This is a genomic window from Streptomyces sp. NPDC050388 (genome assembly GCF_040655635.1).
Classification (GTDB): domain Bacteria; phylum Actinomycetota; class Actinomycetes; order Streptomycetales; family Streptomycetaceae; genus Streptomyces.
In genome coordinates this window covers 1-11,056 of record NZ_JBFAKH010000141.1, presented here as the reverse complement: position 1 = coordinate 11,056, position 11,056 = coordinate 1, and the positions used below count along the sequence as shown (strand labels likewise).

At 70.0% G+C, this 11,056-nt stretch carries 14 protein-coding genes and 1 pseudogene; 7 read left to right on the top strand and 8 right to left on the bottom strand.

Annotated elements, in window-relative coordinates:
* On the top strand, window positions 1-404 hold a 404-nt coding region (locus AB0I73_RS38355; RefSeq protein WP_363045033.1), incomplete at its 5' end, for a transposase.
* A 285-nt stretch (window positions 405-689) separates the two neighbouring features.
* On the opposite strand, the gene AB0I73_RS38350 is transcribed toward AB0I73_RS38355, so the two are convergent.
* The 3 genes from AB0I73_RS38350 to AB0I73_RS38340 all read right to left on the bottom strand — a co-directional run bounded on the left by AB0I73_RS38350 (window position 690) and on the right by AB0I73_RS38340 (window position 2,469).
* On the bottom strand, window positions 690-1,232 hold the full coding sequence (locus AB0I73_RS38350) for a hypothetical protein (RefSeq protein WP_363045032.1): 543 nt from the start codon (window positions 1,230-1,232) through the stop codon (window positions 690-692).
* A gap of 164 nt (window positions 1,233-1,396) precedes the next feature.
* A complete protein-coding gene (locus AB0I73_RS38345) occupies window positions 1,397-2,104 on the bottom strand; it encodes a restriction endonuclease (RefSeq protein WP_363045031.1) in 708 nt (235 codons plus the stop codon).
* Window positions 2,101-2,469, bottom strand: a complete 369-nt coding sequence (locus AB0I73_RS38340) for a hypothetical protein (protein ID WP_363045030.1) — start codon at window positions 2,467-2,469, stop codon at window positions 2,101-2,103. The genes AB0I73_RS38345 and AB0I73_RS38340 overlap by 4 nt, the downstream gene beginning before the upstream one ends.
* An 847-nt stretch (window positions 2,470-3,316) precedes the next feature.
* Here AB0I73_RS38340 and AB0I73_RS38335 point away from each other — a divergent pair.
* Together AB0I73_RS38335 and AB0I73_RS38330 are read left to right on the top strand one after the other, a co-directional pair.
* Window positions 3,317-3,679, top strand: coding sequence for a hypothetical protein (locus AB0I73_RS38335; protein WP_363045029.1), 363 nt, complete (start codon window positions 3,317-3,319; stop codon window positions 3,677-3,679).
* Entirely contained in the window at window positions 3,676-4,335 is a 660-nt protein-coding gene (locus AB0I73_RS38330) for a nucleotidyl transferase AbiEii/AbiGii toxin family protein (RefSeq protein ID WP_363045028.1), read from the top strand. Before AB0I73_RS38335 ends, AB0I73_RS38330 begins: the two co-directional genes overlap by 4 nt.
* Window positions 4,336-4,369: 34 nt before the next feature.
* Here AB0I73_RS38330 and AB0I73_RS38325 read toward each other — a convergent pair.
* Window positions 4,370-4,719: pseudogene (locus AB0I73_RS38325) on the bottom strand (ATP-binding protein).
* A gap of 394 nt (window positions 4,720-5,113) precedes the next feature.
* On the opposite strand from AB0I73_RS38325, the gene AB0I73_RS38320 reads away from it, so the two are divergent.
* Window positions 5,114-5,266, top strand: coding sequence for a hypothetical protein (locus AB0I73_RS38320; RefSeq protein ID WP_363045027.1), 153 nt, complete (start codon window positions 5,114-5,116; stop codon window positions 5,264-5,266).
* Between the two features lie 31 nt (window positions 5,267-5,297).
* Here the strand turns inward: AB0I73_RS38320 and AB0I73_RS38315 are convergent, their stop codons facing one another.
* The 4 genes from AB0I73_RS38315 to AB0I73_RS38300 all read right to left on the bottom strand — a co-directional run bounded on the left by AB0I73_RS38315 (window position 5,298) and on the right by AB0I73_RS38300 (window position 9,013).
* Window positions 5,298-6,374, bottom strand: coding sequence for an IS110 family transposase (locus AB0I73_RS38315; protein ID WP_363045034.1), 1,077 nt, complete (start codon window positions 6,372-6,374; stop codon window positions 5,298-5,300).
* A 239-nt stretch (window positions 6,375-6,613) separates the two neighbouring features.
* The gene (locus tag AB0I73_RS38310; RefSeq protein WP_363045026.1) at window positions 6,614-8,206 is read right to left on the bottom strand and encodes a hypothetical protein; all 1,593 of its coding nucleotides are present in this window, start codon (window positions 8,204-8,206) and stop codon (window positions 6,614-6,616) included.
* 504 nt (window positions 8,207-8,710) lie between these two features.
* Entirely contained in the window at window positions 8,711-8,848 is a 138-nt protein-coding gene (locus AB0I73_RS38305) for a DUF4913 domain-containing protein (protein WP_363045025.1), read from the bottom strand.
* A 15-nt stretch (window positions 8,849-8,863) separates the two neighbouring features.
* The gene (locus AB0I73_RS38300) at window positions 8,864-9,013 is read right to left on the bottom strand and encodes a hypothetical protein (protein ID WP_363045024.1); all 150 of its coding nucleotides are present in this window, start codon (window positions 9,011-9,013) and stop codon (window positions 8,864-8,866) included.
* Between the two features lie 111 nt (window positions 9,014-9,124).
* Here AB0I73_RS38300 and AB0I73_RS38295 point away from each other — a divergent pair, with 111 nt between their 5' ends.
* From AB0I73_RS38295 to AB0I73_RS38285, 3 genes are all read left to right on the top strand, one after another.
* Complete coding sequence (locus AB0I73_RS38295) at window positions 9,125-9,865, top strand: class I SAM-dependent methyltransferase (protein ID WP_363045023.1); 741 nt, start codon at window positions 9,125-9,127, stop codon at window positions 9,863-9,865.
* A 468-nt stretch (window positions 9,866-10,333) separates the two neighbouring features.
* Entirely contained in the window at window positions 10,334-10,588 is a 255-nt protein-coding gene (locus AB0I73_RS38290) for a hypothetical protein (RefSeq protein ID WP_363045022.1), read from the top strand.
* Window positions 10,585-10,959, top strand: a complete 375-nt coding sequence (locus AB0I73_RS38285; protein ID WP_363045021.1) for a PIN domain-containing protein — start codon at window positions 10,585-10,587, stop codon at window positions 10,957-10,959. The genes AB0I73_RS38290 and AB0I73_RS38285 overlap by 4 nt, the downstream gene beginning before the upstream one ends.
* Window positions 10,960-11,056: the final 97 nt, after the last annotated feature.

Below are 11,056 nucleotides of genomic sequence, written 5' to 3'. Positions count from 1 at the left end.
GCCACCAGGTCTTCCTCACCGACACGCCCGTCGCCGGCGGCGGCTCGATCCAGTACCTGGAGGTCCGCCACCGCGCTCACGCCCGGGTCGAGGACTACATCCGCTGCGGCAAGACCACAGGCTTCGGCCGCTTCCCCTCCCGCCACTTCGCCATCAACCAGGTCTGGCTGGAGCTTTCCCTGGCCGCGATCGACCTGCTGGCCTGGGTACGAACCCTGCTGCTGGACGGCGAGTTGGCCACCGCCGAGCCCAAGAAGCTCCGCTACCGCCTCCTCCACACTGCCGCCCGGATCACGCGCGGAGCCCGCCGCCTACGCCTGCGGATCGCAGCCACCTGGCCCTGGCGCCACGAACTGACCACGGCGTTCAGCCGCCTGGTGGCACTACCCCGACCGGCCACCTGACAGACAAAGCAGCCCCTGACCACCCACGACCCGAGGACCCAAGGAGCAACCGGCCATCGCGCCGGGCCCTCGGCACGCCCAACGCCCGACGGCAGCCCCGCGACCTCCGACACGAAGACCACCTCGGATCAGCCGACGTGAACCGAAACACGGAGGCTAGCCGACGGCTGCGCCGACCCGAACTGCCACACCCAGCACTGACGGGCAACTCGTGTCAGGGGGACTGGGCCTGTTTTCGGCAACGAGAACGGGAGCCGAGGGCCGAGACATCGGAACGAAACCGGCCTAAAGATCGGTCGAAGTTCCCGCAGGCCTGCTGTGCCGCAGAGGCTTCCCTCCCCACAGATCGTCGCGAAAGGCATTACGTACAGCCAATTCAGCGTCCTCGAATTGTTCGAGCAATCTATCCATCGCGGCATCACGTGAGGGCAGGTAAAGCTGTCGGCGGTCGGTGACCCGCGAGTGCAGAGCATAGGCGCAGTTCACCAGGCCGATCATGGCGTCCATTACCGGATCTGCGGCGATGCGCATACTGAGCGTTGCTGCGACGTTGGCGAGATCCGCGTATTGAGCGCGCACCTCGTTCGCGAGATCCGCAGTGAGCTGCGATGTCTTCGCAGCATGGCCTACGGAAGCGCGGAAGCGAAACATGGCCCGGACGAAGTTGGCGTAGTCCTCGCTGCGAAGTTGCCAGTCGGCTTGTTTTCGTTGGGCTTCTGCGGTCTTCGCTGTCTGCCGAAGCGCTGCCCAACCGGCTATGCACCCGACTACGAGCGCAGAGAGCGCGCCAACCGCTGCGGCGTACAGCGCTGCCTGTGTCTCCGTCACGGTCCTGATGGTGGCAGGGGGGGAGCACGGCGGTACAGCCGCACGACGACGCAGGCGCCGATCTGACCTGTGGGCACTGGTGCCCACAGGAACCGACGTACTGAGCCGAGTAGGCAGAGCCCGTCACGTCATGGAAGACACGGCGGGTTCGGCGGCAGCTATTTCTACGATCGGGCTGTCGGCCGTCGCGGCGGGGGCACCGCACCCAGCAGTTCCCACAAGGGGCGTGAGCCGGCCGCCCACTGCGCCAGGACGTGGCGGTCGACGAGATGGAGGCGCTGCTGTCGGGCGAAGGCGCGGCCGGGCTGGGTGATGCGGCCGTTGGTGACCAGGACGACGACGTCTGCTTGGTGGACGGGGCGGCCCGTGCCGTTGAGGACCTGCAGCGCGGGCGTGCCCACGGCCGCGCCCCGGTTGCCGGCTCTGCGGTGCTTGCACTGGATGACCCAGCGCCGGCCGTAGGGATCGGTGGCCTTGACGTCGGCGCCGAGGTCGCCCCGGCCGCCGACCTGGACGGCGTTTGCGCATCCGTCGCGGTGCATCAGGTCCCGGATCGCGTGCTCGAACTGGTGGTGGGTGAGCGCGTCCAGCTGCGCCAGCCCGTAGCGCAGGGCACGCGCCCGGGCCTGCTGCCACTGCGCGCGCCGGGTACGGTGCTGCCACCAGCCCAGACCGCCCAGCAGCAGGACCAGGGCAGCGGCCAGCAGGACCCACCAGTGGGCGATCAGCCAGTTGACCACCATGATCATGAGGCTGATGGCCGCCACCGCGGCGACCCCCACGACCAGCAACTGCATGTCGTCCCGCTGCTGGCGGCGGCCGCGACGGGGGCGTCGGGCCGGGCTGCGGCGCGGGGGCGGGCGCCGGCTCATCGCCCACCGTCCAGGGTGGAGAAGTCGATCGGGTAGGAGACCGCCGGTGCGGGCGGTGCCGGTTTCTTCTTGGGGGTGGCGAGCTTGATGGGGTAGGCCACCGTGGGCCACGGCACACTCATGCGCGGCGTGGCCCGGCCGGGATTCTGGTCGAAGCGGATCGGATAGGTCACCGCCGGCCCCTCTGTCGGCTTCGTCCGCGGACCGGTGGTGCCATCCGCTCCCCCGTTGCTGTTGCCGAGGCCTACGACGGCCACGGCGGCCAGCGCGAGAACGGTGAGCTCCCGCCGGGCGCCCGGCGCCCATCGGAAGTGTCCGCGTACCGGTGTCCCATTGGAACGCACGTACGGCCGCACGAACGGCATCTGGTCCTCCCCCGAGTCATCCCGTCCAGGTGAGGACCATGCTCGGGGCGACCACTGACAAACGATCTTGTGAGAAGCGGTGCCGGGCGGCGCAGGGTGCCTGTTCAGGCCACCAGCTCTGCAGACCGCACACCGGTTACTGTCCGGCTTCGCTCGAACGGTAGTTCCGCGCTCGCTCAGGTCTGTCTGCGGCCGCAGCCAGTGGCGACCGGCCACGCCCACAGGCTGGGCCAGTCCGCAAGAGCTGGAAGGCTCGTTCCCCTACCTCCGAGACGAGATGTCGGGCCTGCCCATGTCGGCCGGGCGCGGTTCAGCTCTTCTCGAACGGGCGTCTTAACGCTCAGCCGCCGGACCGTAAATGGACAATGAGGACGTGGCCGAACAGAGAGCACAGTGTTGCGCACACCGGCCACCACACCTCTCGTTCCGTGGCCCGGTGTTGCTCCTCTTCCGCGTCGGCGCGGGCGGTCTGGCGGCGGTAGAGGACCTCGCCGTCGGGTTGTCGAGCGCGGCGGTCAGCGTCTGTTCACCGTCGCGCCTCAGGCACCGCCACGCCGTCACGCCCTCGCCCCGCTCGCGCAGCTGCTCCCAGGTGGTGACGAGGGGCACGGCCTGGCCGTAGTCGAGGGGCGTGATCCCTCGGTGGTGGGTGTCGCCTCGACCTCCACGCGTACCCCCGCGGACGACACCGCCACGGGTGCCCGCCATCCCAGCACCTCCTCTGGCGCAGAGAACTCCAATGGCTCGGACGCCCTCCGCCTGCGCACCCGCCTTTCGCCGGGGCCGCGCTCCTCTTGACCACCGCCCGCTGAGAAGGGGCGGCAGCCGCACCAGCGATACTGGATACATGGACGCGACGACCACCGCCCCCCGCGCCGAGGTACTGCGGCACCGCTACCGCAGCCGGCTGCCCGAGCGCCTGCAGGAGCTGGCCGGCCCCGTCCAGGGCAATGTGGACCTGCCGCTGCACATCGTCTGGTCCGGGCGCACGAGCTACAGCCTGGACCGTCCGAAGTCCCGCATGACGCTCTACCGGACCGTCCTCGCCGAGGGCCTGCGCGAGGACCTGGCGGCCTTCCTGCACCACCGGCTGCTGGCCGAGCAGTGGCCCGTGCTGCGCCGCCTGGTCAGCCCCTACATCCGCGAGGTCTGGGAGGACGCCTTCCCCGAGCTGCCCCGCACCGCTCCGGCCGACACGACCGCCGCGTGAAGCTCACCCCGCTCCACGCGCGTCTCCTCGCCGACATCCTCGACCTCGGCTCCCCCTACCCTCTGGTCCTCACCGGCGGATACGCCGTGCAGGCCCACGGCCTGGTCGAACGCTTCAGCCGCGACCTCGACGTCGCCACCGAGAACCCCGCCCCGATGGACGAGATCGTCGCGGCCCTCACGGCCGGCCTCAGCGCGCGCGGCTGGCGGACCACGCACGTCCAGACCGACCCGCTCAGCGGCCGGTTCCTCGTCACCGACCCGAACACCGGCGAGGAGTGCGAGGTCGACGTCCTCAAGGAGGCGTTCTGGGCCCCGCCCGCCCAGACCCCCTACGGCCCCGTCCTCTCCCTCGACGACGTGATCGGCACCAAGGTCCGCGCCCTCGCCGACCGCGGCACCGTCCGCGACCTCATCGACGTCCAGGCCGCCTCCCGCCACCGCTCCACCGCCGACCTCGAAACCCTCGGCCGCCGCCGCGCCCACGACGAGTTCAGCCTCGAGGACCTCCGGGACCGGCTCACCGGTGCGGACTGGTACGAGGACGAGGACTACACCGCGTACGGGCTCACCTCCCGGCAGATCGAAGAGCTCAAGGCGTGGGCGCTGGAGTGGGCGGAGGACCTGGGGGCGCGAATCCACGACGAGAACGCCTGACAAGAGGCCGTACCCCCATCTCCCGTCGGCGTGCTCACGCACTGGTCGTGGTGGCGAGGGGCTCGGCCCGGACGGTCTTGCCGCCGGGCGGGCCGGGGACGGTGCCCCAGTGGTCGGCGAGAGCAGCGACGAGCGCCAGGCCGCGCCCGCCGATGGGGAGTGCATCGGGTTTGGCGTCCGCCGGAGGAAGTCGCGGGCACAGGTCCCCGCGGGCGTCGCTGACCTCGATGCGGAGACGGCCGCCGGGTCGAAGACGAGCGTCAGCCGGAAGCAGCGGCCGGGCACGCGGCCGTGGCGGACGGCGTGGGCGGCCAGCTCCGCGACGACGAGTTCGGCACGCTCCGTGAGGTCCTGCGGGGCACCCCGGGACCGCAGCTCGGTCACGGCGAGGAGCCGGGTGAGCCGGGGCCGCGTCGCGCACGGGCATGGGAGAGCGGCGGTGAGCTGTCCACCGGCAGCCGACGCGAACGACGCCGGGCCAAGGACCTGCCATCGTGGAGGCTTGTCCGCTGCGCGGACGACTTCCTCGTCATGGTCAATGGGACCAGGCAGGACACCGAGGCACTGCGCGAGGAGATCGCTGCAGCCTGTCGGAGACCGACTGCATGCGGCTGGTCGACGGCGTCCACCAGCTGCTGAAGGCCCCGATCATCCTGGTCTGGGGCCGGCTCAACACCCATGTCTCGAAGGCGATGCAGCAACTGGTGGCGATCCGCCCGTGAATGACCGCCCTTCTCCTGCCCGCGTATACGCCCGAGCTGGACTCGGTGGAGGGGGTGTGGGCACAGCGCAAGCGCAGGCTGGCCAATCTCACCGCTGGGACGGTCGACCGGCTGGAACCCTGGTCCGCAACCGGCTCAAGAGCCTGCAGTACCGGCCCGCGACACTCGACGGCTTCATGACCGAGACCAAACTCGGCCTGCCGCCCTGACCTCCAAGCGCCGAAGATGCTCCTATGCTTGTCAAGCCGCTGGAGCGAGGTCGGTTTGAGCGATTCGTTCCGCTGGTGTGGTGGTCAGTGCGCGGTAGACCTCGCGGGCGACGAACCGCTTGAGGCAGCGCATGATGTCCTTCTTGTTCAGTCCTTCCTTGGTGCGTCGTTCGACGTAGGCGCGGGTGCGTTCGTCGAAGCGCATGCGGGTGAGGACGATGGTGTGCAGGGCGTTGTTGGCGGCCCTGTCGCCGCCGCGGTTGAGGCGGTGGCGGTGGGTGCGGCCGGACGAGGCCGGGATCGGGGCGACCCCGGCCAGGTGCGCGAACGCGCCCTCGGAACGCATGCGTTCGGGGTTGTCCCCGGCTGAGGCCAGCAGTTGACCGGCGGTCTCGGGGCCGACGCCGAACAGCTCAAGCAGCGCGGGAGCGGCCTGCCTGACCAGCGGGCCGATCTCGGCGTCCAGCTCAGCGATCTCCGCGTCGAGTGTCTGGTGGCGTCGGGCGAGCCGCCGCAGCGAGGCCCTGGTCGCCGCCAGCGGGCGGGACAGATCGTCGCCGGGCCGCAGCCGGGCGAGGGTGCGTATCAACATGGCCCGGTCCAGTACAGCGACCTGCTCGCGCAGCAACGCGGGCGCCGAGACCAGTAGGGCTCGGATCTGGTTCATCGCCTGGGTGCGGGCCTTGATCGCGCTGCGGCGGGCGACCCTCAACACGCGGACCGCTTCGACGACGCCGTCCCGGCTTTTGGGGATGCCGGTGGCGCGCCCGGACAACACGGCCGTCGCGGCTGCATAGGCATCGATCGGGTCGGACTTGCCCTTCGTCCGCCGTGTCTTGCGGTCGGGGCGGTCCACGTCGACGACGGCAACGCCGGCTGCGGTCAGCACCCGGGCGAGTTCGGCTCCGTAGGCGCCGGTGCCCTCCACTCCCACCGCGACGAGCGCGCCGTGTGAGCGCATCCACTCCAGCAGATCCCGGTAGCCGCGGATGGTGGCCGGGAACTCCCGGTCGGCCAGGTGCCGACCGACTGTGTCGATCACTGCGGCATGGTGGGTGAGGCCGTGAGTGTCGACTCCGCCGGTGATCTGCGGGCCATCGTGCGTCATGCTGGTCATGTCCGTCCTTGTGGCGTGTCCGTTCCGAGGGCGGCACGCGCCGGTCGGGCGGGTGGACAAGACAGTGACGGGGCTTCTGGACCAAGCTCCTATAAGGTCACAAACGCCCGTCCGGCCACGTGCGTGGCGGCCCTGCCGATGAGCCGACAAATCTTAAACAGGACAGTCGATGACGTCAGTCAGTAAGTGAGTCAGGCTCACCAGCAGAACCACCAGTCACATTCTCACTGTCAGTAACGGAAGTACAGGGTGCGCTGCACGAGGCTCAGGGTGGGCTCGGCCCAGGCGAGGACGTCCAGGCCGGAGGTGAGGTTTCCGGGCGGCTGGTTGATCAGGCTGTCTCGGCGGATGAGGCGGGAGAAGTCGACGGTGACCGGATCCGGCCGTACGCTGCCGTCGGCATGGCGGAACTCCACGCCGGCCCGGCGCATGATGGTGATCAGTTCCTGGGCGAGGATGCCGTATCCGATGGTGGTGGGGTGGACGCCGTCGAGGGAGAACAGGCCCCCGTCGGTGCGCCGGGTTCCGTCGCTGGCCAGGAAGCGGGAGTTCGGCTCCGGCGACAGGGCCTGCAGCTGCGAGGGCAGTGGGTAGGGCTGCCACCAGGCCGGTCGGGCCAGGGGATCTTCGATGTAGCGGCGTGAGGCGAGCCGGTCGAGCAGGCCGGCGGTGTCCATGAGGTACCAGTCCCGGCCGTCCTGCCGTGCCGCGCGCACCTGGTCGGTGATGGCGTCGTTGTACAGGTCGATGGCCCGGTCGACGTCCTCGGCCTGCTGGCCGGTCAGGTGCGGGTGCAGGAGCGGATTGAAGTCGCGGTCGCTGATCCACGGCCGGGTGTAGTACGGGAAGTACCTCGATCCGGGCTCGGTCTTGCCCGCCACGCCGCGGGCAAGCGGGGCGATGGTGACATGGGGCACGGTGCACCAGATGACGTGACGGGCTTTGACCTCGCGCACCCGCTCGGCGAGTTCCTTTAGTTCTTCCCGGAAGTGCTGGGGAGTCCACACCGTGTACGGGCGCTTGCCGCGCAGGTCCTTGTATCCCTCGCCGCTCCACACCACCTTCAGTTGGGTTACCGCCTGCAGGGCGTTGTTGGCCCCGAGGAAGACGATCAGGGTCTCGATACCGTGCTCCTGGCCGTCGTCCCGCTCGTTGCCGAGCCGCTGTGCCGCGTCCAGCAGCGTCAGCCGCCCGTTGCCGTCGACGCTGTCGAAGGGCAGGACTCGCAGGGCCGCGCGGTCGCCGTGGTTCTCCACGACCTGCTGCAGCCAGTTGTCCTTGGGCGCCTGGAGGGCGTCTTGGCAGGTCTTCGCGGTCCTCTCCAGGACATCGCGCAGGTCCCAGCCGTACACCGAGAGGTTGTGGTTGATGCCGGTGGTCCGGGGGACGACAGCGCCCGGCCCGCGCTCCCAGTAGTCCTCCGCACCGTCCATGAACCGGCGGGCCTGGAACAGTGCAATGGGCATCTCCCACCAGTCGAGGTCCTGGCCGAAGCGGTCTTCCAACTCACGCAGCAGCAGTTCAATGTTGAGCGGCAGGCCCCCATACCCGGGGTAGCAGGGGTAGCGGAAGTGCCCGCCCCAGCCCAGTTCGTCGGCGATGATCGCCGGGTATGACAGGTCGGTGTTGAAGACCGCCCCGCTTTGGAAACCGTGCGTGAGCGAGTCGCCGATCGTCACCAGCCGGTGGCGGGGCGGCGGCCCCTGCCCGTCAGGTTTGACGTCGATGTCCAGGGTGGGGTCTGTTACCGGCTCCCGTGGCGGCTGCCCCCTGCCCGCCTTCACTTCCCGCGGAGTATCCGCAGCGCGTACCTCGTTGGCCATGGCGTTCCCTCTGTAGGGCACGACCACCAAAGCCCGGCTCCCCCGCTCACGGGCATCATCGGCGAGGACGCGCCGCCGTAGTCGTCGCGGCTCTTCGTTGCAAATGAAACATTCGGCCCGTGTGTCAGGTTATCCGTCGTCAGAACCAGCGGCACCTTGAGACAGACAGCCCCACTCCGAGGGTCAGGCCCGTTCGTCCGGCCTGCCGCCGGCGCTGGATGGTCCGGGTGAGCAGGGCAAGGGTCGGCACGGCAACCAGCACCTTTGAGGTACCCCCGCTGCGCGGCAGACGTTGATCAGCTGGTCAGGACAGATTGCAGGGGGGTCAGGTTCGCTCGTTCAGCCGCTGCCTGGCAGGCGTAGCACCTCTCTTCGAACTTTCAATCGAACGCAGCATGCCGTGCTGGCGGGGAGGATTTCCTTGAATGTGTCGAGTAGGGGGACGGAAGCAGTGCGCGGGCGGGGTTCCACTATCGCGTCGGCCTGTGCTGGGGTGTTTGCCGCCTATCTGCCGGTGGTCACTGTCGTGGTGAGTCTGTTGGCGAGCCAGCAGGCGTGGAGGCGGGCGACGGCGGGCGGGTGCTCGAACCACAGGTGGCACCAGCGGGCGTCCGCGCTGGGTTCGGCGAGGTAGCCGGGCACGAGAACACCTTCGACTCATTCGATCAGGGCGCGCAGTTCGTCGTCGTACAGCGGCGGGTCGAGCAGCAGGATGAACGGCGGGTACTGCCACGCGGCCTCGTCGCCGGCGGGCCCCTCGCCGGCGTCCGGCTCGGCCAAGGCCGCGCGGGCTTGCTTCCTGGCCACACGCGAAGAACCCGCGCGGCTCCCAGCACGCCCCGGCCACCGCGCCGCAGGCGGAGAACAGGTCGTAAATACATGGACAGCGCCCCGCCGCGCCCGGCAAAGTGGCCGCCCGTGACGAGCAGCGAGCTGTGGACCCGGGCGACCGCCGACCGCTACGACGCCGAGGAGAGCGAGATGTCCTCGGCCGCCGTTCTCGGACCGGCTCTCGCCTTCCTCACCGAACTCGCCGGAGACGGCCGGGCACTGGAGTTCGCCATCGGAACCGGACGAGTGGGCGTCCCGCTCCGGGAACGCGGCGTGCCCGTGGTGGGCATCGAACTGTCCGAGCACATGGCAGCGGTCCTGCGGCGCAAGATCGACGAGGACATGCTCCCGGTCGCCATCGGGGACATGGCCACGACCGTCGTCCCCGGCGAGTTCACCCTGGTCTATCTCGTCTACAACACGATCACGAACCTGCTGACCCAGGACGAGCAGGTCGAGTGCTTCCGCAACGCCGCCCGTCACCTGACGCCCGGCGGCCGATTCGTCATCGAGCTGGGCGTGCCGCCGCTGCGGTTTTTGCCGCCCGGGCAGGTCGCGGTGCCGTTCGACGTCTCCGAGCGGCATCTCGGCTTCGACACCTTCGACCTGGTCGAGCAGATTCTGGTCTCGCACCACCTCACCCGCGACGGCGAGGACGGCCGCTACCGCCGCGGCAGCTCCCGGCACCGGTACGCGTGGCCGGCGGAGCTCGACCTGATGGCACGGATCGCGGGGCTCGAGCTGGAGCGGCGCGTCGCGGACTGGGACGGGGCGCCGTTCACCCAGGACTCCGCGAAGCACATCTCCGTGTGGCGCAAGCCGGCCTGAGGCAGCCCCTGGGCCCGCCCCTCGGCCGGGCCGGGCACGATGAAAAGGTCACGGCGGTGGGAGGCACCCCGCCGTCGCAGGTGCGTCTCCACCGGGCACACCGACTGCCAGCGAGGGACGCCCGCTGCCGGGCCGGACGAGGCGTCCGAAGCGCCCAGGGTCGGTCGTCCTCGCGCTGCCCGGCCTGTCGGACATCGCGGCCGGCCCGGAGGGCCGGGAGTTCGTCTGGACGAGCGCGCCGCATCACGGGGATACCGGCCCGGCCGGCTCGCCTGCAAGATCGGGTCGGTGTTCTCCGCCCGGGGCGAGCACCACGCCGCGCGGGCGGCGCTGTGCGAGGCCCTGCCCCTCGATTCGCGCGGCACACGCGCGGGGCACGCGCGGCTCCTGTGCGCCCGGGCCGGTTCGGTGCACCGGGCGGATGGAACCGCAGGCCTGTCTGGCTCTACCGGCGGTAGAATCCTCGGCATGAGCAAGCCGACGAGCATCAAGACCAGCGAAGAGGTGCGCGACCGACTGCGCGTCCTGGCCGACGAGCGCGGCACCACCATCACGGAGCTGCTGGAGGAGCTCGCTACCCGCGAGCCCACGGCCGCCGAGCGGGAGCAGCGCGCCCTCGAGGCCGCTCGGGAGCTCGGCATCGAGTTCACCGAGCAGGTCCAGCAGGCGGGCCAGGACGCCTGGGCGAAGATCCGCGCCCATCAGGGCGACGCCGCCGCATGAAGCTGACGGCCGTCCTGGACCACACCGCGTTGACCGCCCTGTACCGGGCGGACCCGTTCTTCACCGGCCTGTACATCGAAGCCTCGCGCGGCACCGGTCGCGTCCTGGTCCCGTCGCTGTCCGTCCTCGCTGCCGAGCGTCAGGTTGCCGGCGCGGGCCAGCACGCCGCGTCGCTGCGGTTCGCGGAGAACGTCCCCTTCAGCACGGCGCACGCCGTCGATGCGATGGACTGGCCGAGTGTGGACTGGCCGGTGGCTCACGCGGCGGCGATCGCCTGGCAGGCGCTCAAGGCGGGCGAGCCACTCACGGTGTTGTCACTCGAGCCCGAGCTGTACGCGGGAACGGGCATCACCCCGCTCGATCCCACCTGATCGGGTGCTGTCACGTTGACTGACCGGGTGGGATGATCTTCGGGTTGGTCATGGTGGAGGGGGACCGTCCGTGGACAGTGCGTCGCCGTCGTACAGG

Bases quoted from the DNA above. Each gene is read 5' to 3' on its own strand.
- AB0I73_RS38340 (WP_363045030.1), bottom strand. From the start codon at position 2,469: ATGCCGTTCGTGCGGCCGTACGTGCGTTCCAATGGGACACCGGTACGC.
- AB0I73_RS38290 (WP_363045022.1), top strand. From the start codon at position 10,334: ATGAGCAAGCCGACGAGCATCAAGACCAGCGAAGAGGTGCGCGACCGA.
- AB0I73_RS38310 (WP_363045026.1), bottom strand. From the start codon at position 8,206: ATGGCCAACGAGGTACGCGCTGCGGATACTCCGCGGGAAGTGAAGGCG.
- AB0I73_RS38315 (WP_363045034.1), bottom strand. From the start codon at position 6,374: ATGACGCACGATGGCCCGCAGATCACCGGCGGAGTCGACACTCACGGC.
- AB0I73_RS38285 (WP_363045021.1), top strand. From the start codon at position 10,585: ATGAAGCTGACGGCCGTCCTGGACCACACCGCGTTGACCGCCCTGTAC.
- AB0I73_RS38345 (WP_363045031.1), bottom strand. From the start codon at position 2,104: ATGAGCCGGCGCCCGCCCCCGCGCCGCAGCCCGGCCCGACGCCCCCGT.
- AB0I73_RS38335 (WP_363045029.1), top strand. From the start codon at position 3,317: ATGGACGCGACGACCACCGCCCCCCGCGCCGAGGTACTGCGGCACCGC.